Origin of the sequence: Chlamydia poikilotherma, from assembly GCF_900239975.1 — a bacterium.
Taxonomy (GTDB): Bacteria; Chlamydiota; Chlamydiia; order Chlamydiales; family Chlamydiaceae; genus Chlamydia; species Chlamydia poikilotherma.
In genome coordinates, this window is record NZ_LS992154.1 from 424,271 (window position 1) to 444,909 (window position 20,639).

The window sequence follows — 20,639 nt, forward strand, 5'->3', positions numbered from 1 at the left end:
CTTATATTGCTAAGTTTTGATAACCGCGGGCTTGAGAAAATTCCTGTTTTTTCTCGCAAAGAGAGGTTAGCAACAATATAATTGTAAAAATTATTTTTAACACCTGTATAATTAAGCCCAGGCCGAGTGTTTCAAAAATTCCTGCAAAGGTATGAAAAGCAATATCTACTTTACTATCTGTTTTAGTGGGCGCTGCAAAAATGCTAAATAGTTTGGCTGCTCCTAGGATATTCCCTAATATGGGGAGCGCACGCGCGATGGTTTCTAAAATAGAGTTTTTATTATTCAACAACCAGTCATTATGCATGATACCCTGACGGTTGCGTATGCATCCCCATTGAATGATTTTGGGGAATTTTCTAGCATGGCAACAAATTGCTCATTATCTCTATAAAAACAGCTATTTTCTATTACATTAATCTTAGGATGCCGGCTCATCTTCGTCCTTTTAGAGTTTGCTTCTAATCGGAGAGGATTTTATCAGTAAACAGACTCCTGTTACTATAAAAATATCATATTTTTTTGAGCAGAGGAAAAAATTAGATGGACTATTTTAATTGTTGTAAGTAAACTAGTTCGGCGGTAATTTTTTTGAGCATTGTTGATATTCGAAAGTTTATTTACAACCCATGAGTGCGGACGAAATTTTTTTTCTACGTTCATGGAAAAAAGAGTATCTACAGACACATTAAGAACAATTTTGTATATAGAAGGGGTCATTCCTTGAAAGAGGAACGTCAGGCTAAAAAATGAATTTAAAAGAACTCCTTAACAACATAGAAGCAAAAGTTTATGGGAAAATTTCTCCCATGGAGGTAAGAAATCTTACCAAAGATTCCCGTAATGTTGGATTGGGAGATATTTTTATAGCTAACAAGGGGAAACATTGTGACGGCAATGATTTTTCAGCTCTTGCTATTGAAAATGGAGCTATTGCTATAGCTTCTTCAATTTATAACCCTTTTCTATCTGTTGTTCAAATTATCTCTTCAAATCTTCCTCGTCTTGAAGCGGAACTTTCTGCGAAGTACTATAATTACCCTTCTAAAAAACTCTGTATTATAGGTGTTACGGGTACCAATGGGAAAACTACAGTTTCCCATTTAATAAAATTCCTGTTTGATGCTTGTGGCAAGCCTTCAGGCTTGATAGGAACTATCGAGCATATTTTAGGGAACAATCGTATCCAAGATGGTTATACCACTCCGGAATCTTGTCTATTACAAAAGTATTTAGCTGAGATGGTGAAAAATCATCTAACATCTGCGGTTATCGAAGTCTCTTCCATAGGTCTTGTTTTAGAACGTCTCTCTCTCATCGATTTTGATATTGGAATTTTAACTAATATCACTCTTGATCATTTGGATTTTCATGGTTCATTTGAAGAATATGTAAATGCGAAGCTTAAATTATTCTCTATGCTTCCCGCCACGGGACTAGCTATCGTAAATAGTGATTTATCTTATGCTTCACGATTTTTAGAAGTCACTCAAGCACAACCTATTACTTATGGTATTGAACGGCCGTCAGATTATCGAGCTGCAAATTTAAGATCTTCTCCTTTTGGAACAGACTTTGATTTGATCTATAGAGGGGAATCTTTCCCATGTCGCTTACCTTTAATAGGAAAACATAACGTTTACAATATTCTTGCGTCTGTTGCTGTCACGCATCAAAGGTGTGATTGTGATTTGGAGAGTCTGATCTCTTTAGTAGCAAATATCGAATCTCCTAGAGGACGTTTAGAACCTATATTTTCGGGATCTTGTCCTATTTATATTGACTACGCACATACTCCGGATGCTTTGGAAAATGTGTGCAAAACACTACATACTTTACTTCCTGAAGAAGGAAGACTCATTGTCGTTTTTGGATGTGGAGGAGATAGAGATCAGAGTAAACGCAAAATTATGGCTCAGGTAGTCGAAAGATACGGATTTGCTGTTGTGACTTCGGATAATCCCCGAGGGGAAGATCCAGAAAACATCATCAAGGATATTTGTTCGGGATTTGTAAAAAGAAATTTTTCTATCGAAATCGACAGAAAACAAGCAATTACATATGCTTTGTCCATTGCCTCAGATAGGGATATAGTGTTAGTGGCGGGGAAAGGGCATGAGACATACCAGATCTTTAAACATCAAACCATCGCTTTTGATGATAAGGAAATTGTGCGCGAGGTATTGTCATCTCATGTCTAATCGCTATACATTGCTTACTTTCTGTATCTTTGGAATGACTTTTGGAGGAATTGCAGCTGAAAGTGCACCTCCTCAGCGCGTACGTCGCAATGAAGTGATCTTTATTGACCCAGGACATGGGGGTAAAGATCAAGGCACCGCGAGTAAAGAATTTCATTATGAGGAAAAGTCTTTAACCTTATCTCTTGCGTTTTCAGTACAGAGTTATCTCAGGAGAATGGGGTATAAGCCAGTTCTTACCCGAACATCGGATGTTTATGTAGATCTAGGGAAAAGGGCGGCTTTAGCAAATCAAAACAAAGCTGATATTTTTGTCAGTATCCACTGTAACTATTCGTCTAACACATCAGCTTTTGGTACTGAAGTATATTTTTATAATGGTAAAAATAATGTTGCTTCCAGAAGCCGTGCTTCAGAAGCTCTAGCTAAGAATGTCCTAAACGCAATGCAAAAAAACGGGGCGTTGAAAAATCGAGGAGTGAAGAACGGAAATTTCGCTGTTATTCGAGAAACAACCATGCCTGCGATTTTAATTGAAACCGGATTTCTTTCTAATTCTAGAGAACGAGCGGCGCTTTTAGATGCACGTTACCGAATGCATATAGCCAAAGGTATAGCCGAAGGCATCCATACGTTTCTTACTGGTCCTAATTTTGAAAAAACAAGTTTAGCGAATATTAAGGCCAGAAAACTTTCTGCAAAGGTGAGTTGAATTTCTAATGAGAAAAAATGAAGGGAAGAAGGGGTCGTCCTCGATGCGATTCGAACGCATGGCCTGCTGCTTAGGAGGCAACCGCTCTATCCTGCTGAGCTACGAGGACACCAGGTCCAGTACTTTATCAAGTTAGATTAAAGAAGTCACGCGTTTGCCGTTATTAAATTAGAATATGAAAGCTTACAATTTTTTTGTCGGACTATAAGATGCAGCAATCATAAGTTTTGACAAATATGAATTTTCGTTACTTATAACGATATAGAACAACTACGTATTTTTAAAAAATGTCTTGAATCCAAAGGATGAATAGATATGATACGCATATACTTCAAAAGTTTATTATTTAGGGCTACTCAACAAGTTACTTTAGGGCACTTTAATTAGGAGGCAACGGCTAATATGGCTACCATGACCAAGAAAAAACTGATCAGTACAATATCACAGGATCACAAGATTCATCCGAATCATGTGCGTACTGTAATCCAAAATTTTTTGGATAAAATGACAGATGCTCTAGTCAAAGGTGATAGGTTAGAGTTTAGAGATTTCGGCGTTTTACAGGTTGTAGAAAGAAAACCTAAAGTAGGGCGCAACCCTAAAAACGCTACTGTTCCCATTCACATTCCTGCAAGACGTGCCGTGAAATTTACTCCAGGAAAAAGAATGAAACGCTTAATCGAGACTCCTTCGAAGCATTCCTAATTTCGTGCCTTTCTCTTTTATCTAATTTATCAGGGTCAAGTTTTTAGGATTACTTAGGGACTTGACTCTAAAATTCTTTGTTATTATTGTCTGGACGCAATCCGTTTCTGAGTAAAAAATTGTGAATAGTGATGGGATCACAGCTAAGATTGCAAGAATGTATCGAAGTGTTTCCCCATTCGAATTTTGATTCGCAGGTTAAGCAGTTAATCTATGCTTGTCAGGATAAGAAACTTCGCAATTTTGTTTTTAAGTTTTTCCGACACCATCCTTTATTAAAAGTTCACGACATAGCGAGAGCAATTTATTTGCTTATGGCTTTGGAAGAGGGGCAAGATTTGGGATTAGATTTCTTGAAATTAGAACAAGAAGGTTCTGGAGCCACACGTTTATTTTGTCGTGGGGGTTTCCCTTGGAAAGGTCTTCCTTATCCAGGAGAACATGCAGAGCTTGGACTTTTACTTTTGCAAATCTCTAGATTTTACGATAACAGTTTAAAATATGCTGAAATGATGAACTCTTTCCAACAGGCATTATTTATGCATGAAGCTACAATTTTTCCTGCTTTATGGAGCCAAGAATATACTCGATCTATAAAGGAAAAGACCACATTAAGTAAATCCTTTCTATATCAGCTAGATCAACAGGTAGCTAGTGAATATAGCTTTACAGATCCTAATCTGGGATTTTGGATGCAACGAACACGTTCGGCATCCATTTTTGTTTCTGGATCAGGATGTAAAAGTGGTGTCGGAGCTTATTATTCCGGAGACGTGGGTATAGTAAACTACGGTCCGTGTTGTGGAGATATTAGTGATTGTCAGGGGTTTGGCCTTTGTGGTGCTGTTAAAGATTTTTCAAGTGTAGAAAGTCATGGTGTTACGGAAATCTCTTTTCTTTGTGCTACAGCACTTCCTTGTCGCAGGATTACAGGATTTTCTTACCTACAAGATGCTTATCTAGGAGCAAAAATTCGTCATCATATCAAGATCTCAGAAAGGCAGTGTGAGGTACGCTCTTTGATAGAAGAAGACCCTTGCAAATCTACATTTTCGATTTTCTGTAGGGGAAAAAGTTGCCAAGTAGTTGAGGGTCCTAGATTGCGGTCAAGTTCTCTGGATTCCTATAAGGGGCCGTCAAACGATGTAATAATTCATGGAGAAAGGGATTCCCTGCGTATTTTATGTTCCAGTCCCCATATGGAAATTTTTTCTTTACAGGGAAAAGAAAGGTTTTGGGGAAGTAATTTTTTGATTAATATTCCTTATCAAGACGCCAGCGTCTCTGTTGTTTTTGAAAAACGCAATTAATAGTTTATTATTTTTTTGAAAGTTCAGAATAAAATAATCTTATAATTGTTTTTTAAGAATTATTTGTATTAAAATTAACCTTTCTGTAAGAGGAGAAAACGTTATTATGGAGCTTCTTCCCCACGAAAAACAAGTGGTAGAGTACGAGAAAACGATAGCCGAGTTCAAAGAAAAAAATAAAAAAAATTCTTTACTCTCCTCCTCAGAGATACAGAAATTGGAAAGGCGATTAGATAAGTTAAAAGAGAAGATCTATTCTGATTTGACGCCGTGGGAGCGTGTGCAGATCTGCCGTCATCCTTCTCGTCCTCGATCGGTGAACTATATCGAAGGGATGTGCGAGGAATTTGTCGAGCTTTGTGGAGACCGTACATTTCGCGATGATCCCGCTGTTGTTGGGGGATTAGCTAAAATCCAGGGCCAACGCTTTATGCTTATTGGTCAGGAAAAAGGATGTGATACCTCTTCTCGTATGCATAGAAATTTTGGGATGCTTTGTCCCGAAGGTTTCCGCAAAGCCTTACGCCTAGCAAAAATGGCAGAGAAGTTTGGTTTGCCTATCATTTTCTTAGTAGATACCCCAGGAGCCTTCCCCGGTCTTACCGCCGAAGAACGTGGTCAGGGGTGGGCTATTGCTAACAACCTTTTCCAATTAGCTAGATTAAAAACCCCGATTATTGTTCTTGTTATTGGCGAGGGATGTTCCGGAGGTGCTTTAGGAATGGCAATCGGCGATGTGATTGCTATGTTAGAGCATTCCTATTATTCTGTAATTTCTCCTGAAGGTTGTGCCTCTATTCTTTGGAAAGATCCTAAAAAGAATAGTGAAGCAGCTGCCATGTTAAAAATGCATGGTGAGGATCTCAAGCAATTTGCTATTGTGGATGTTGTAATTAAGGAGCCGGTGGGTGGGGCACACCACGATCCCGCTACTGTATATCGCGATGTTCAAGATTTCATTCTTAAGGAATGGTTACGGTTAAAAGACCTATCGATAGAAGATTTATTAGAAAAGCGGTATCAGAAATTTCGAACTATAGGTCTCTATGAAACTTCTTCTGAAAGCGGTCCTGAGGCATAAAAAGCATCTTACGCTATTAGGTTTTTCTCTACTTGCTATTTTAGGACTAACCGTCTCTTCTCAAGCAGAGATTTTTTCTTTAGGCATTATAGCAAAAACAGGACCGGATGCTTTTGTTCTTTTTGCTCGCAAGGAAAACAATCGTCTTGTAAAGGCCTCTCAGTTAAGCCAAGAAGAGGTTTTAGATAGATGGTCAGACATCTCTCCTAATTCCGACACGATAACTTCTGCACAAGCAAATGCGTATATTTCTCGTTATGGAAGAGGAACCACATCCATAACTAGCAGATTGTCACGTCTTATTTCTCAGCATATAGATCTATCACGTTTCGGTTCCTTAGCCTTATTTTTAGTCATTGTCGCAATTTTTAAGGCGATAACTTTGTTCTTTCAGAGATTTTTATCCCAGGTAGTTTCTATTCGTGTAAGTTGCGATCTTCGTAGGGATTATTTCAAAGCTCTACAAAAGCTTCCGATGACATTTTTCCATACTCACGATATGGGGAATCTTAGTAGTCGCGTGATTACTGATTCTACAAGCATTGCTCAAGCAGTAAACTCTTTAATGGTTAACTATGTTCAAGCTCCGATAACCCTGACATTAGCTTTAGCAGTATGTTTATCGATATCCTGGAAATTCTCTCTTTTGGTATCGATTGCTTTTCCTGTATTGATTCTTCCTATTGTAATCATTGCTAGAAAAATCAAAGCTTTAGCGAAGAGAATACAGAAAAATCAGGATAAATTTTCTTCGGTGCTTTTAGATTTTCTTGCAGGAATTGTCACTGTAAAAGTTTTTCGTACAGAGTCTTTTGCTTTTAAGAAATATTGTGACCAAAATGACCAGATTGCTGCTCTGGAAGAAAAAAGTGCAGCCTATGGTTTGCTCCCACGCCCACTATTACATACAATAGCTTCTTTATTCTTTGCTTTCGTTGTGATCATTGGTCTCTATAAGTTCAATATTCCTCCTGAAGAGCTAATTGTATTTTGTGGGTTATTATATCTTATTTATGATCCTGTGAAAAAATTCGGAGATGAGAATACAACTATTATGAAGGGTTGTGCCGCTGCGGAAAGGTTCTATGAAGTGCTTTCCCACCCAGATCTTCATAATGAGTCTGAAGATAGTGAAGAATTCTTAGGTTTAACAAGAAGCATAGAATTTCGAGACGTTTCTTTTTCTTATGATAATGAAAAGACAGTTCTCAAGGATCTGAACTTCACGATAAACAAAGGTGAGGCGATTGGTATTGTTGGCCCTACAGGAAGTGGGAAAACAACGATTAGTAAATTATTGCCTAGACTATATGAGATATCGCTGGGAGAGATTCTTTTGGATGGAATTTCTATTAAAGACTATAGCAAATCTTCTCTTAGGAATCATATTGGCTGTGTTTTGCAAAATCCGTTTCTATTTTATGATACTATTTGGAATAACCTTACTTGCGGTAAGGACATCCCTGAAAATGATGTCATTCATGCATTAAAGCAAGCCTATGCTTACGAATTCGTTCAAAAAATGCCTCAAGGAGTACATAGCCTTCTTGAGGAATCCGGAAAAAATCTTTCTGGAGGACAGCAACAAAGATTGACTATAGCGCGAGCCTTATTGAAAAATGCTTCTATCTTGATTTTAGACGAAGCTACATCTTCTTTAGATGCTATTAGTGAAAACTATATCAAAGAGATCATTGGGCAGCTAAAAGGTCAGTGTACTCAGATAATTATTGCTCATAAGCTCTCTACTCTTGAATACGTAGACCGGGTAATTTATTTAGAGCAAGGTAAGAAAGTTGCAGAGGGAATAAAAGATGAGCTTTTATCTTCATGTCCTGCTTTCTTAAAAATGTGGGAATTATCAGGAACTAAGGCTTGGGAAGCGTCTCCAACAAATTCAGAATTAATTACACCGTTCTCTTTTGGCTAAAGCAAGAATTAGATTTGGCTAGGGATAGAAGCTTCTACAATAGCATAGATAGAAGAGGTGAATGCGTAAGAAAGCTTTTCAGCTAACACATCTCTATGTTTTTTAAGGTATTCCCCGCCTTCTTGCGTAGCATAATCTGAAATAATTTTTATCATCATGCAACGTAGGTTATGATTTTTGCATAATCTGGCAATAGCATATCCTTCCATATCTACAAGCTGGAATGTCTCGTGAAATCCATGTTTATAAGGAGTGTGTGCAGAAACTAAAGTGGCTTTTGGGAGATTAGGAATAGCTATGATCTCTAATTCAATTGCAGAATCGAGTTGTTCTGGGGTGGTTTTGCTAAGCTGTGATACACTATTGATAGTATAGAAATTCTGCAAAGGAAGATCTGGAGAACAGCTTCCAGCGAAGCCAAGATTCACACAGGAATCATAATTTTCTAATTTAATGTCTTTTAAAGCTTTTATAACGCCATCTTTTCCCCATTGTTCTAAAAGGATCATATCCATAGCTATAGACATATGAGAGTCTCGGCATTGATAAAAATTTTTATCAGTTCGAATGAAAGCAAAATCTTCAATGAGAGATTTAGCTTCATTCATATCCGCGAGAATAAGAAGAATTTTACAAAGGTAATTAGATAAGGCAGCTGACATAATTTGATAATGTATAGAGAGATTTTTTCCCTGAATTAGATAATACAAGAGTTTCATCGTTTACATATGTATCGATGAACTTTCGAATAACTGCGGTATCTTTATTTCTAGAATATTCTAAAGCTTTATTTTCAGAACCTTTAGGATCTTTTAATGCTAGAAATAGAGATTTTCTTAATGCTAGGGTTAAAATATCTACAATAGTTTGTGGAACTGTTTTTGACACAACAAGGCATCCTAAAGGTAAGGGAAGTTGTGTTCTCTCTTCCCATAGTTTCCCAAGATCTGCTCTTAAAAATAATTGTGTATTGTAGCTGAACCTTTCCTCATGAATGATCGCACCTGCATGTACATCATTACGTAAAATGGCCTCAAGGATCTCGCTATATTTCATAGGGATGAGTTCGGCATTAGGATAGAATATCTTACAGAGTAAATGTGCTGTTGTTGTTTCACCAGGAGTTGCTATAGACTTTAGAGGTGCTATAGGATCGGAAGCTAATACTAGAGGTCCTACACCGCAACCAATAATTGTGCCTACTTCCATAAGAGTATAATTATCTGCAACTTTTGGAAATAATGCCGCCGATATTTTTATTAGAGAAAAGCGATTTTGCAAAGCTAATTCATTTAATGTTGCAATATCTGCAATAGTGATTTGATTTAGTAATGAGAAACCTTCATGACGTTCTAAAAAAGAACGAAATAAAAAAATGTCATTAGGGCAGGGTGAAAAAGCAGCTGAGAGTATCATGTCATTTGTTTCATTAAGTCGATAGCAGCTTTCATATCTTTATCCAGGTTGCCTTGATTTTCTAACCATTGGATATAAGATGCGGGGACTTCAGTTAGGGGTTTACCTCTATATTTTCCGAAAGGCATTTTAAATGCTTTAGGATGACGGCTCTCTTCCATTAGAGCAAGTACTTGTTCCGCAGACAGATCTCCTATAAGTGCTGAAAACACATTGTGGAGGGTAATCACATCGTCTAAAGCGCGGTGGGCTTGGTTTTCTGCAAAACCATATACCTGACGTAAATATTGTAAATTATGTTTGGGTAAGTCTGGGCGATATTTCTGTGCCCATTTTAATGAATCTATTGTCCTTAAAGATAAAGATTCTAAGGAATGTCTACGACATTCCTTTTCAAGTAGTGGGAAGTCGAAACTATCATTATTATGTGCAACAAGAACAGCTTCATTTCCGCAAAAATCACAAAATTGCTTGTAGGCTTCTGGAAATTTTGGAGCAGAGGTCACTGTAGATGTAGTAATCCCATGAATTTTTGATGCTTCCTCAGGAATAGGAATTTCAGGATTTACATAGGTGACAAAGGATTCTTTAGTAGCGTTGTTATAGGCAGCAATTTCTATAATACGATCTTTATCTATCTGTGTTCCTGTAGTCTCCGTGTCGTAAAAAATTAGTGCTGTCATCAAATCTTCCTAATTTATTCCTGTCTTTCTTTACGTGCTTGTTTTTTCAATTCGTCAAGATTCATATTTCCTGAAGATATCAAACCTATAGCGTGAGAAAAACTATCGCAAACCAACCTAATTGTGTCGATATATACGCGCAATAATGTTTCATTAATTTCACCATTTAGACAAGGAACTACTAAACGATAGAAAATTAATCCTTGTTCTTCATCCATTCCAAATCCAGGAATGTCCACATCTCTATTTAGCAAGTGGAGCAGGCGTGCTGTAGGTTCTTTGTGGTTGTCATAGAGTTGGTAAGGGAAGTAGCAGATCATCTGAAGAATTTCTCCTTCACTACGAATCACAAAAAACAAAGGTAATTCGTGATCTTCAGCTTGGATATTGATATAAGTTAATCCGCTTTCTCTTTCTAAAAGAGGCTCTAATCCTGCATGTGTGAGATATTTTGATAGATTATTTTGATTTAAAGACCATGTTGTCATTTAAAACACTCCAAATTGTTCATAAAATATGCTTAAAATTCTTTGTCAGTAAGCTTAGAAACCCGAGTACTATCTACTTTTTGATTCTTATGAAATTTCCGTATACTCTTGCTAAGAAAATCAGAAGTAGATGAGGGTTCTTTTTTTTCATTTTGTTGTAGGAGTTCATTGATATCTGTATCGGGAGGAAATTCTGAAAGTAGTGTAATTTTCTCTGCCGATTCTGCAATGACAAGAATTTTGTTTACCACGCGAATGATGTAGATACAAGTTTTTTGATTTAAGGAGCGTCGATCAAGAATTTTAATTGTTGAAGTATTTCCAAAACCTTGACCTTTAGATTTTAGGAACTTCTTAAATGCCCACACCCCAATACCAAATAGTGTAAGAAGCAATATTAAAGATCCTAGCATCTTAAACATTTCCAGCTTCATATTTTCTGGAAACATTCCTTGAAGATTTATTTGCTCGCTAGAAGTATCAGCAAGAGCAAGATCGTCCATGCAAAATGTTAGATAAGAAAAAATTTTATAAGGCATATTTAAGACCTTTTTGAGTTTCTATAGTCATAGAATAACTAAGAAACAATTTGATTTTAGGACATTCCACTAACGAATTGTTTTCGATGAGTTCTTTATAAGTTAATGTTTGATAGGTTCCAAGAATAAATTAAACTGTAACTTTGTATATTCCTGCAAGAACGATGTAATTAAGATGACTAATTTTGAAATTTAACAGAATATACTTGAATCGATCTTGAAGGGTTTTTAATAGTTTCTTTCTTGATCGTGTTTTATGTTGATTTTGTTCTTTAGAATAGATGTAATTTTTTAATGATCAATCTATGCTGATATTGGAATGTATAGGAAAGTCATGATAAGTTTAAGGGGAGTGGTAAGATTGCTTTATGGATAGATTACTGATTACAGATATAGATGGTACAATTACGCATCTTCCACATCATTTAGATCCTGAAATTGTTAAGAATTTACATTACCTTCATAATTCTGGATGGCAAATATTTTTCCTTACCGGAAGATATTTTTCTTATGCGAATCAGTTATTCAAAGACCTTTCGATTCCATATTTATTAGGATGTCAAAATGGTGCTTGTGTTTGGTCGTCTGAGGAGAATAAATTTCTTTATTTTCAAGATATTCCTAATGAGATTTTATATGCATTAGAGATGTGTGTGGAAGATGGTGATGTGATTTTATCCATAGAATCTGGGGCTGTGAACCAAGATCGATATTATCGATTTACATCCTGTCCTAGTGAAAAGGAACTCTTACGTCATTTAGATCCTGTATATTTTCCCTTTGCAAAAGATAGAGAGAGGTTAGTAGAGAGTAAAAAGCTCTCTAGAGATTATCCTCATGAGCTGTTTGCTGTTGCAAAAATTTTTGGTAAAAAAAATGAAGTAGAAAAGATACAAGAAAGAATTATCAAGTCTAAAGAGTTAGTTGAGAATTTGACTATCACATTCATGAGATGGCCTTTTGATTTTGATTATGCTATTTTATTCATGACAGATAAATCCGTATCTAAAGGTTATGCTGTTGATCGTATTGTCGATTTGGTCTACGAAGGTGAAAAACCTTTCATTATGGCTTCTGGGGACGATGCTAACGATATTGATTTAATTGAGCGTGGAGATTTTAAGATCGTGATGAATTCTGCTCCGAAACACATGCACGGCATAGCGGATTTCCTTGCCTCCCCAGCGAAAGATTTGGGAATTCTTCCAGCGTGGGAGGCTGGTATAGAAATGTATCAAAGAATTAAGAATTCTTAGGGAGCATTTCAGGACCAATTCCCATAATATTTGCTCCATGATCTACATAAAGAGTTTCTCCGGTAATGGCACTGGCTAGCGGAGAAACTAGAAATGCGGCTGCTGCCCCAACTTGTTCCGTGGTCATCGGCTTAGGAATTGGAGTCCAATTTAAATAATAATCTACCATTTGTTCGATAAATCCGATAGCCTTCCCTGCACGGCTCGCTAGAGGGCCTGCAGAAATAGTATTTACACGAACTCCCCATTTTCTTCCTGCTTCCCAAGCAAGCATTTTGGTATCACTTTCTAATGCGGCTTTAGCTGCGCTCATACCGCCTCCATAGCCAGGTACTGCGCGTGAAGAAGCTAAATATGTTAAGGAAACACTGCTGCCACCAGGATTCATAATAGGTCCAAAGTGTGCTAATAAGCTAACTAGAGAATAACTCGAAGTGCTTAATGCAGCTAGATACCCTTTACGTGATGTTTCCAAAAGTGGTTTAGAAATTTCCGGACTGTTGGCTAGAGAGTGGATTAAAATATCAATATGACCGAAATCTTTCACAACCTGTTCAACAACCTCAGAAATAGTATATCCTGAGATCCCTTTGTAGCGTTTGTTTTCTGCGATATCTTGAGGAACATCTTCAGGTGTATCGAAACTTGCGTCCATGGGATAAATTTTTTTGATTTCTAGGAGATTTCCGTCGGACAACCTTCTTGACTCATCAAATTTCCCTAAATCCCAAGATTGAGAAAAGATTTTATAAATAGGTACCCAGGTTCCTACGATGATAGTAGCTCCTGCTTCTGCTAATACTTTAGCGATTCCCCAGCCATAGCCCTGATCATCACCAATACCTGCTATAAAAGCTACTTTGCCAGTTAAATCGATCTTTAACATTCGCCAACCTTGTTTCTAAGTCCATACTGATATGAGGAGGTTAGCAGATTCTTTTATTATTACGAAACTCTTTGAAAATCTGTTTTGATCGATAGTCATCTAGGTATTTTCCTGTCTTTGTCTTCCAAACTGTCAATTAAAATTTTTATTTACATTTTAATTTCACTGCCATAAACTCTCTGCCCCTTGCGTAAGTTTGCAAGGAGAATCCTATGTTTAGTGTGATCTGTAAGTGAATAGGATAAAATTAAAATAGGAGAAAAATCATGGCATTTCCATTGGGGAATATTCGTTCTTTTTTAGGTTTTGGAGAACCTCAAGAAGAACCAAACGCTACAGAGAACACATCATTGGTTTCTACTGTTGCTGAAACAGTGTTGACTAATTCAACTACAACACCTACTTCACAAACATCGCCAAGTACTTCTACGCTGACCTCTTCTGCTTTTGTTTCGGAAGCAGGGGATGCTGCTATGGTTGCAGCTAATGTAGCTTTATCAGCTTTAGATGCAAGCTTAGAAGATGTATATGTAGATATGGAGCCAGTCCGACGTGATAGCGCGTCACAAACAGATCAAATAACTTGTGAAGAATTTTTAAAAGAAAGGTATAGAGATCAAGTTGTTTTCCGAGATCATGTGAGAGATGTTATTTCTTATCGGTCTGCTTCATGTGGAGCTGATCTTTTTGCACGATCGTCGATACTCACACAACCTCCTCGTGCAAGTATGGAGTGCTTAGATGATATTTCGCTTTTTGAAGATGCTGAGACGACACCTTTAGCAGCTACATCAGAGTCTACAGAGAATAAATCTCCAATATTACGAACACAAGTTTTTGGTTTTTTCATAGATCTTTTAAAGCAAGATTTACTTCACGATAATATTAGTGGGGGTAGGGTCAAAACTTTCTTCGATTATATATCTGGAGGTATGACGAAAGAAGAGTACAAAGAGTTATTGGATTTAATTAAAGAGGGAGATTTTACCTCTACCCAAGATATTACTAAGTTTTGCGACATATTTATGTCGACACCCGTATTCAAATGTTCAAATGAATTGCAGACCTTATTTACGTTCTTTAAAGGAGAAGGGGGTGCTGTTACTTTGGTCATGTTGCACGAACTAATGGGTATATTGACGGGAACGTTTGGTTTGCCGCTTCCTGAAGGATTGAGCTCTTTCTTACTTGCACTAAAAAATTTATATGAGACTACACATCCTGGCGGGGAATCGAACATAGCTGCTGCAGTATCCATTGTTTCTTTAGTTGCCGGGGTATTACAAAGTGAAACAACACGTCGTGTTATGCAATCATGTTACAATGGTTGTGCAGATTCTTGTTCTGGAAATTGTGGTTGTTCGGGTTGTGGATGTGCTGATGGTGCTGTAGGTTGTGGAGGCTTTGGTTCATTCTTATGTGGTCTTTTCGCAGGATGCTTCAATTTAGATACTCGTCGAGGTGGTATTACAGAAGAAGAATTTAAGAAGTTAGAAAGCAAATATAGCTCTGCTGTAGTTTTGATTGCTTTAAATAATTTGGGTGTAAACACAGTAGATCTTCTTGCTGGTAAGCAGGTAGTGTTGCCTAATTTAGATCAAGTTAAGTCTGAATGTGAGTCTGCTTCTAAAGATCTTAACCGTATTATAAAAAGTAAAACTAAAGAGATGTGGGCAGAAGCTGCGTCGAATTACTCTAATCTTTTGTCTCACCCAGTTCTTAAAGAGGGAATTATTGCAGGTTTGTCCGATCGTCATATCATTATTAATGATAATAGATTGCGAGCAAAAGTGCTCATAGATTGTTCTTGGGGATCTCATGGATTTGTTTCGACTAACGAACCTTTTGATTCATCAAGATTGGTAAGTTCTCTTACTTCTCTTGTTGTTATGAAACGTGGGGAGAAGGTACATCGTAGATTAGGTGCTGCTGATGCTTCTGACGTTATGACTTGTGTATCTAGAGTACTTTCTGCATCTGTATCTACGGGAAATAATATTTGGTTGTCTACTGAAGACCTCATGACACTAGTTTGTGTCGTTTTAGCATACAGAAATCTTTCTGTTGTTGATGGGGAAGGTTCTGATAATACTAGAATTCATGATGTTCAGGAGATCAAAGATCTCTTCGCCGTAGTTGAAGAGAATCGCATTCGAGTAGAAAGGAATAAACCAAGTGATATCAGAGCTAGTATGAATGCTTCCATTCTCTACACTCATATAGCTAGAAACGCATCTAAGAAAGAAAACAACTACAGAGCTTTTAAAGATAGAGCAAGAACTGAAGTTAGGGACAATCTTGTTATTAAGATGTCAATGCCCTGGATGAGAGCTTCAGGTTTGGTATTAAAGAATGCCTCTGCAAAAGGACGTGATGAAGTGGATCGTCCTGTTGTAAGATCTCCAAGAGTTTCTGGAGGTATCTATGTTGCTCAGCAATATAGAGAAACTTCTGTGTAATTTAAGTACATTAAACCATTTTTGAAAACTAACAAATCCGAGCATGTAATAACTCAACCACAGTTGTTTATAGGTGTCTCAGCCGTAAAGGATACCGAAATAAACAACAAATATGGTTATTACATGCTCATTTTTTTAATTCAAATTTTTTATATACATTTCGTCTTATCTTCTCTAATCTCCCGTGGACTAATTTTTTAAAAATCAATGACTTTGGGTTAATTTGCCCTGTGTTTGTTGTTTTAGTTAAGGAGAATAGAAATGACATCGCCTATAGGTAGAGGTAATACGAATCCCAGTTTTATTTTTGATAATGGCAGTTCAAATACTGGTGGAAATTCTACTAACGAGATCGGAAGAGGAGCGCAGCATTTAGGAGGGGTTAGGAGGGCAGCTGCTAATATTTATGGTTGGTTTCAACAAGGTGGTGGAGGTTCTACATCCATGCCTAGGTCAATTCGATCCCCCGTTCCTACACAACCTGTGTCTGGGATTAGCGCACCACAAGTAAGTGCTCCGACTTCTGGAGTTGATCCTGGAGTACAAGCGCTTTTAAATTTACTCATGCAACATACGGGACCTGCGGTTACTACACAACCTGTGTCTGGGATTAGCGCACCACAAGTAAGTGCTCCGACTTCTGGAGTTGATCCTGGAGTACAAGCGCTTTTAAATTTACTCATGCAACATACGGGACCTGCGGTTACTACACAACCTGTGTCTGGGATTGGCGCACCACAAGTAAGTGCTCCGACTTCTGGAGTTGATCCTGGAGTACAAGCGCTTTTAAATTTACTCATGCAACATACGGGACCTGCGGTTACTACACAACCTTTCTCTACAGGAAACCAAACACCACAAATGCTTCAGGCACTTTTAAATTTATTTGTACAGGGTTCTGGAGGTGTTTCTGGTCAAGGTTCACAAATGCTAATAAGTTTGCTGCAAAGTATTACGTCTACTTATGGGCCTTACCAGCAAGGGTTTGGAGCTTTAGCAAACTTAGTGAGCGGTCAGGGAACTACTTCATCTAGTATAGGAACAGCTGTACAAGCATTAAGTGGATTAGCGAGTTTGGCAGGTCCTGCAGGTACTGCTGTAGGATCGTTAGCTTCTATTCTTGCAGCAGCAGCAACCAGTGAGTCTGCACGTCGAGGTGGGAGGTTCTGCTACGATAACTGCCATACATGTTGTGAGGGAAATTGTTGTTGTCCTCGATGTGGATGTAGTGATGGACAATGTGGTTGTGGAAGTTTAGGAAGGTGTTTATGTGGTCTATTCGGGAATTGCTGTGGTGTCCAAGTTGATTCAAGAAGAGCTTTAGAGGAAGAATTACAAGAAATAGAGAATGAGTTTGGTGATTCTATATTTTTGATAGCATTAAGCAATCTAGGTATGGATACCGTCGGTCTATTATCTGGAAGTACGGCTATAACACTTCCTGATATGGGTGGAATTCGAGAGGAATGTAGGAATTGCTCTAGGGATCTTCCAGGGATTTTGAAAAATAAAACGAATGCTATGTGGGGCACTGCTTCACAAGACTATTCCAAGATTTTGCAAAATACATTTTTACGAGGAAGTCTTGTTTCTGGAATGGCAAGTTTCTGTGATATCAATACTAATCAATTAAAAGATTGTGTGCGCATACTTTATAAATGGGGGGGAAATGGAGGTGTTACAGCTGCATCATACTTTGATATGGAAAAGTTAGCCCTTACTCTTCCAGACCTTACCGTGACCTCACGTCATAATTCAGCAGTAGGACCCCTAGGTGTGATTACAGCTGCAAATGTAATGCAGGATTTAGGAAAGGTTTTAATGAAAGCATCTCACGGAGGACGCCAAATTTGGATCGATGTCAGTGAGTTGATGACTCTCGTATGTATGATTCTTGCTTATCGAGGTATCTGCGTTGTTTCTGATGCTACAACTTCTGAAGGAGCAAGGATATATGAAGTAGGTGAAATGCAGCAGTTCTTTAGAGATGTCGATAATTGTCGGTTAATGAATGAACGTAATCGTGCACCTGCTCCTTATGTTTCCTCAGTAAATCCTTATGCAGATCTAGCAGCGAGATGTTTCGCTGAACACGGTCAACGTACTGAGAGAATGAGAAATCCTGGAGACGCATCTAGACAACAGCTACTAACAAACCTATCTAGTAGATGGATGTTAGCAGCAGGTATTACTTCCATGACTCCTGTTACAACACAATCTCCAGCTTTAACAGCTCCTATAATTACACGTGCTCAAGTTAGTAGACTAGGAGGGATATCATCTACAGTAGGGGGACAAAACGAGCGTGATTATTATCAGGAAGGCGCGCGCCCTCGAATAGGCAATGGCACTAATCAAAGAGGGAATAGTCAGGGACAGGGGGACAGAGGTAACAATAATGAAGGAATGAAAGAAACTCGAGTTTAACGTTTCTGTAGTAGGTGGGGGACTACTTCTCTGGGATCTCCGGATGAGGATGCTGTAACATCTATCTTTTCTTGAGAAAATGGCGATGTAAAGGTTAGGGCATGTGCATGGAGTAGAGGACGAAATACATTTCTCGGCTGTACTTTCTTGCCATAATCTACATCGCCAACAACCGGATGGCCTAAAGTTTGCATATGTAGACGGATTTGATGTGTCCTTCCTGTAATTGGTTCACAGCGTATTAAAGTATAGTGTTTATAAGTACGCAGCACGGACCAATTTGTAATTGTTAACTTCCCATAATCTTTATTTGTATTTCCGAAAATTACAGCACCGCAACGGCGTAATTTAGGAGCAGTGTGAGAAATTAACGTGCCTGAAGATTTTTTTGGATGACCAAAAACTAAAGCAGTGTATTGTTTATGTATTTTTCGTTTCTTGAACAGTTCTGCGAGGGCATTAGCAGCATTTGCATTTTTGGCAAACAGGATACATCCCGTGGTGTCTCTATCTAGCCTATGGACTATATTGAGTCCCGTTGTTTTTGCCAGATCTTCCGTAGAGATGTGCGAAGGTTTGTCATAGATACAACAATTTGGATCTTCCCAAAGGATTTTTGGTTCTGATCTTATTTGCAAGGTTAACGTAATGCAATCTCCAGGTTGAACTTTATAAGATTCGAACCTTTCTAAATGACCGTTTACACGACAACCGTGATAACGCACCGAATCAAGAATGATATGTTTTTTATAATCGGGAAGCCGAGAACGTAAGAAAGATGATAATCTTTCTATATGATCAGCAACCCATGAGAATTCTTTCATAAAGTAGCAAAAATTAGAACTTAGGTAAAATTTTACGAGAATTTGTATGGCAAAGATAGCTTTTTCTGAAAGAGCAAAGAAATTTCCTGTGGAAAAGTTAAAAAAATGGTTTGCAGATAATAAGCGTAGCTTCCCATGGAGAGACAATCCTTCACCGTATAATGTCTGGGTTTCCGAAGTAATGCTCCAGCAAACTCGAGCAGAAGTTGTAGTAAATTATTTTCTTGAGTGGATGAAGAGGTTCCCAACTATAGAAGCATTAGCGACCGCTAATGAAGAAGATGTGATCAAAGCTTGGGAAGGTTTAGGTTATTACACTCGAGTACGGAATCTTTTGTATGGAGCCCGGATGGTCATGAAGGATTTTGGAGGAGAACTTCCTGACGATCCTTTAGATTTAATGCAGATAAAAGGATTAGGCCCATATACGGTGCACGCCATTTTAGCTTTTGCTTTTAAAAGAAGAACAGCTGCAGTAGATGGCAATGTTTTGCGGGTACTTAGTAGAGTATTTTTAATAGATGCTTCTATAGATTTAGAATCTACTAAAACTTGGGTATTTAGAATTGCCCTATCTCTTTTGCCCGCTAAAGATCCACAGATAGTTACCGAAGCTTTGATAGAACTTGGAGCGTGTATTTGTAAACGTGCTCCGAAATGTGAAATTTGTCCTTTAAATACTATGTGCGGAGCTTATAAAGAAGGTCGGCAAAAATCTCTTCCGATACGTCATGCTAGGAAAAAAATTGTTACATTATTTCGTTGGGTAGCGATTGTTCTCTATGAAGATGCTATCGTTCTTGAACAAAGAAAACCTGAGGAGATGATGGCTGGTTTATACGAATTTCCTTATATAGAGGTTGAGTCTTTTGATGGTCTTTCGGATATAGAAGGGATTATCCAAGAAATGGAGAAACGTGTAGGAACTCCATTAGTGTTTTATGGAGAATTAGAGGAACAACGTCATGCTTTTACCCATTATAAGGTACGTCTTATTCCGAGAATTTTCCGTGCAAAATCTAAACCAAAATCTGAGTTTCTCTATCCTATAGAGATCTTAGATTCTTTACCTTTCTCTTCCGGACATAGGAAAATAAAGGCTTGGTTATTAGAAAATGCTTATACTATTCCTAATCCTGAACTTGTGAAGGTTTAAGTTCATGAAAAATATAGACTTTTCTCAATTGATAGAGCTTGTTAGAAAAATGGTCGCCGATGGTATTTGTCCTTGGACAGATCATCAGGATTTTGACTCTATACTTAGCCATATTCTCCAGGAGTGTAAGGAGCTTTCGGAAGCTGTTCATGAGGGCTATTCTATTAAGGAAGTCACCTCGGAAGCCGGGGATGTTCTTACTCTTGTGTTGTTGTTGTGCTTCAAGATGGAATTTCTAGGAATGTCTTCATTAGATGCAATTATTAGTGAAGCTCTTGCTAAAATTCGTCGTCGTGCTCCTCATGTTTTCGATCCAAGTAAAAGAATTTCTTATGAGGAAGCAAGAACGGCATGGGCTCTTGCTAAACTCGAAGAGAAGAGTGAAAAATAGGACATTTACTAAAAGGCTTTCCTCTTTAGTAAAATTCACTGAGTGTGTTATCAAAGAGCGGTAAGTTGGGGACCTTTTAAGAGAAGAGACCTACGAACCGGGTCAGGACTGGAAGGTAGCAGCCCTAAGAAGAGCTTTCTTTTGCTAGAAGTGTTTCTCCAACTTACTCTTTTTC

The 20,639-nt window shown here is 37.9% G+C and carries 19 protein-coding genes, 1 tRNA gene and 1 other RNA gene; 12 read left to right on the plus strand and 9 right to left on the minus strand.

All coding sequences use genetic code 11. The features are described 5' to 3' along the window. Nucleotide 1: 1 nt before the first annotated feature. Nucleotides 2-307, minus strand: coding sequence for a hypothetical protein (locus C10C_RS01910; protein WP_231913643.1), 306 nt, complete (start codon nt 305-307; stop codon nt 2-4). A gap of 442 nt (nt 308-749) precedes the next feature. On the opposite strand from C10C_RS01910, the gene C10C_RS01915 reads away from it, so the two are divergent. Both C10C_RS01915 and C10C_RS01920 read left to right on the plus strand, forming a co-directional pair. Then, nucleotides 750-2,201: a UDP-N-acetylmuramoyl-L-alanyl-D-glutamate--2,6-diaminopimelate ligase gene (locus tag C10C_RS01915; protein WP_117274174.1), complete on the plus strand. Its 1,452-nt coding sequence runs from the start codon at nt 750-752 to the stop codon at nt 2,199-2,201. Continuing rightward, on the plus strand, nt 2,194-2,913 hold the full coding sequence (locus tag C10C_RS01920) for an N-acetylmuramoyl-L-alanine amidase family protein (RefSeq protein WP_117274175.1): 720 nt from the start codon (nt 2,194-2,196) through the stop codon (nt 2,911-2,913). Before C10C_RS01915 ends, C10C_RS01920 begins: the two co-directional genes overlap by 8 nt. A 35-nt stretch (nt 2,914-2,948) precedes the next feature. Here C10C_RS01920 and C10C_RS01925 read toward each other — a convergent pair. Then, nucleotides 2,949-3,022, minus strand: a tRNA-Arg gene (locus C10C_RS01925). 293 nt (nt 3,023-3,315) lie between these two features. Between C10C_RS01925 and C10C_RS01930 the strand changes: the two genes are divergently transcribed. The 4 genes from C10C_RS01930 to C10C_RS01945 all read left to right on the plus strand — a co-directional run bounded on the left by C10C_RS01930 (nt 3,316) and on the right by C10C_RS01945 (nt 7,939). Then, a complete protein-coding gene (locus C10C_RS01930; RefSeq protein WP_006344016.1) occupies nt 3,316-3,618 on the plus strand; it encodes an HU family DNA-binding protein in 303 nt (100 codons plus the stop codon). Between the two features lie 125 nt (nt 3,619-3,743). Beyond that, a complete protein-coding gene (locus C10C_RS01935; protein ID WP_174222243.1) occupies nt 3,744-4,928 on the plus strand; it encodes a hypothetical protein in 1,185 nt (394 codons plus the stop codon). A gap of 106 nt (nt 4,929-5,034) precedes the next feature. Further along, the gene (locus tag C10C_RS01940) at nt 5,035-6,009 is read left to right on the plus strand and encodes an acetyl-CoA carboxylase carboxyltransferase subunit alpha (protein ID WP_117274177.1); all 975 of its coding nucleotides are present in this window, start codon (nt 5,035-5,037) and stop codon (nt 6,007-6,009) included. Beyond that, a complete protein-coding gene (locus C10C_RS01945) occupies nt 5,975-7,939 on the plus strand; it encodes an ABC transporter ATP-binding protein (RefSeq protein ID WP_117274178.1) in 1,965 nt (654 codons plus the stop codon). Before C10C_RS01940 ends, C10C_RS01945 begins: the two co-directional genes overlap by 35 nt. Nucleotides 7,940-7,947: 8 nt before the next feature. Here the strand turns inward: C10C_RS01945 and C10C_RS01950 are convergent, their stop codons facing one another. From C10C_RS01950 to C10C_RS01970, 5 genes are read right to left on the minus strand one after another with little or no spacing between them, the layout of a single operon-like run. Beyond that, entirely contained in the window at nt 7,948-8,601 is a 654-nt protein-coding gene (locus C10C_RS01950) for a phosphorylase family protein (RefSeq protein WP_117274179.1), read from the minus strand. After that, nucleotides 8,582-9,355, minus strand: coding sequence for a 1,4-dihydroxy-6-naphtoate synthase (locus tag C10C_RS01955; protein WP_117274180.1), 774 nt, complete (start codon nt 9,353-9,355; stop codon nt 8,582-8,584). Before C10C_RS01955 ends, C10C_RS01950 begins: the two co-directional genes overlap by 20 nt. Next, on the minus strand, nt 9,352-10,038 hold the full coding sequence (locus C10C_RS01960; protein WP_117274181.1) for a putative quorum-sensing-regulated virulence factor: 687 nt from the start codon (nt 10,036-10,038) through the stop codon (nt 9,352-9,354). Before C10C_RS01960 ends, C10C_RS01955 begins: the two co-directional genes overlap by 4 nt. Before the next feature lie 14 nt (nt 10,039-10,052). After that, nucleotides 10,053-10,526, minus strand: a complete 474-nt coding sequence (locus tag C10C_RS01965; protein WP_117274182.1) for a type III secretion system chaperone family protein — start codon at nt 10,524-10,526, stop codon at nt 10,053-10,055. Between the two features lie 32 nt (nt 10,527-10,558). Next, nucleotides 10,559-11,065 (minus strand): FliO/MopB family protein, encoded by a 507-nt coding sequence (locus C10C_RS01970; protein WP_117274183.1) that lies wholly within the window; start codon nt 11,063-11,065, stop codon nt 10,559-10,561. 368 nt (nt 11,066-11,433) lie between these two features. Between C10C_RS01970 and C10C_RS01975 the strand changes: the two genes are divergently transcribed. After that, on the plus strand, nt 11,434-12,321 hold the full coding sequence (locus C10C_RS01975; RefSeq protein WP_117274184.1) for an HAD-IIB family hydrolase: 888 nt from the start codon (nt 11,434-11,436) through the stop codon (nt 12,319-12,321). Here the strand turns inward: C10C_RS01975 and C10C_RS01980 are convergent. After that, nucleotides 12,308-13,207 carry an enoyl-[acyl-carrier-protein] reductase gene (locus C10C_RS01980; protein ID WP_117274185.1) on the minus strand — a complete coding sequence of 300 codons (900 nt, stop codon included), beginning with the start codon at nt 13,205-13,207 and terminating at the stop codon, nt 12,308-12,310. The genes C10C_RS01975 and C10C_RS01980 overlap by 14 nt on opposite strands. A gap of 266 nt (nt 13,208-13,473) precedes the next feature. Between C10C_RS01980 and C10C_RS01985 the strand changes: the two genes are divergently transcribed. Continuing rightward, nucleotides 13,474-15,666, plus strand: a complete 2,193-nt coding sequence (locus tag C10C_RS01985) for a hypothetical protein (RefSeq protein ID WP_117274186.1) — start codon at nt 13,474-13,476, stop codon at nt 15,664-15,666. 261 nt (nt 15,667-15,927) lie between these two features. Next, a complete protein-coding gene (locus C10C_RS01990; RefSeq protein WP_117274187.1) occupies nt 15,928-18,093 on the plus strand; it encodes a hypothetical protein in 2,166 nt (721 codons plus the stop codon). Here the strand turns inward: C10C_RS01990 and C10C_RS01995 are convergent. Next, nucleotides 18,090-18,917: an RluA family pseudouridine synthase gene (locus C10C_RS01995; RefSeq protein ID WP_117274188.1), complete on the minus strand. Its 828-nt coding sequence runs from the start codon at nt 18,915-18,917 to the stop codon at nt 18,090-18,092. The two genes, C10C_RS01990 and C10C_RS01995, sit on opposite strands and share 4 nt — an antisense overlap. Before the next feature lie 46 nt (nt 18,918-18,963). On the opposite strand from C10C_RS01995, the gene mutY reads away from it, so the two are divergent. The 3 genes from mutY to ffs all read left to right on the plus strand — a co-directional run bounded on the left by mutY (nt 18,964) and on the right by ffs (nt 20,629). Then, entirely contained in the window at nt 18,964-20,073 is a 1,110-nt protein-coding gene (gene mutY / locus C10C_RS02000; protein ID WP_117274189.1) for an A/G-specific adenine glycosylase, read from the plus strand. A gap of 4 nt (nt 20,074-20,077) precedes the next feature. Further along, the gene (locus tag C10C_RS02005; protein ID WP_117274190.1) at nt 20,078-20,464 is read left to right on the plus strand and encodes a MazG nucleotide pyrophosphohydrolase domain-containing protein; all 387 of its coding nucleotides are present in this window, start codon (nt 20,078-20,080) and stop codon (nt 20,462-20,464) included. Nucleotides 20,465-20,528: 64 nt separating this feature from the next. After that, nucleotides 20,529-20,629: signal recognition particle sRNA small type (gene ffs / locus C10C_RS02010), an RNA gene on the plus strand. Nucleotides 20,630-20,639 lie beyond the last annotated feature (10 nt).

Coding starts and splice junctions, on each gene's coding strand:
- C10C_RS01910 (WP_231913643.1), bottom strand. CDS start 307: ATGCATAATGACTGGTTGTTGAATAATAAAAACTCTATTTTAGAAACC.
- C10C_RS01915 (WP_117274174.1), top strand. CDS start 750: ATGAATTTAAAAGAACTCCTTAACAACATAGAAGCAAAAGTTTATGGG.
- C10C_RS01920 (WP_117274175.1), top strand. CDS start 2,194: ATGTCTAATCGCTATACATTGCTTACTTTCTGTATCTTTGGAATGACT.
- C10C_RS01930 (WP_006344016.1), top strand. CDS start 3,316: ATGGCTACCATGACCAAGAAAAAACTGATCAGTACAATATCACAGGAT.
- C10C_RS01940 (WP_117274177.1), top strand. CDS start 5,035: ATGGAGCTTCTTCCCCACGAAAAACAAGTGGTAGAGTACGAGAAAACG.
- C10C_RS01945 (WP_117274178.1), top strand. CDS start 5,975: ATGAAACTTCTTCTGAAAGCGGTCCTGAGGCATAAAAAGCATCTTACG.
- C10C_RS01950 (WP_117274179.1), bottom strand. CDS start 8,601: ATGTCAGCTGCCTTATCTAATTACCTTTGTAAAATTCTTCTTATTCTC.
- C10C_RS01955 (WP_117274180.1), bottom strand. CDS start 9,355: ATGATACTCTCAGCTGCTTTTTCACCCTGCCCTAATGACATTTTTTTA.
- C10C_RS01960 (WP_117274181.1), bottom strand. CDS start 10,038: ATGACAGCACTAATTTTTTACGACACGGAGACTACAGGAACACAGATA.
- C10C_RS01965 (WP_117274182.1), bottom strand. CDS start 10,526: ATGACAACATGGTCTTTAAATCAAAATAATCTATCAAAATATCTCACA.
- C10C_RS01970 (WP_117274183.1), bottom strand. CDS start 11,065: ATGCCTTATAAAATTTTTTCTTATCTAACATTTTGCATGGACGATCTT.
- C10C_RS01975 (WP_117274184.1), top strand. CDS start 11,434: ATGGATAGATTACTGATTACAGATATAGATGGTACAATTACGCATCTT.
- C10C_RS01980 (WP_117274185.1), bottom strand. CDS start 13,207: ATGTTAAAGATCGATTTAACTGGCAAAGTAGCTTTTATAGCAGGTATT.
- C10C_RS01985 (WP_117274186.1), top strand. CDS start 13,474: ATGGCATTTCCATTGGGGAATATTCGTTCTTTTTTAGGTTTTGGAGAA.
- C10C_RS01990 (WP_117274187.1), top strand. CDS start 15,928: ATGACATCGCCTATAGGTAGAGGTAATACGAATCCCAGTTTTATTTTT.
- C10C_RS01995 (WP_117274188.1), bottom strand. CDS start 18,917: ATGAAAGAATTCTCATGGGTTGCTGATCATATAGAAAGATTATCATCT.
- mutY (WP_117274189.1), top strand. CDS start 18,964: ATGGCAAAGATAGCTTTTTCTGAAAGAGCAAAGAAATTTCCTGTGGAA.
- C10C_RS02005 (WP_117274190.1), top strand. CDS start 20,078: ATGAAAAATATAGACTTTTCTCAATTGATAGAGCTTGTTAGAAAAATG.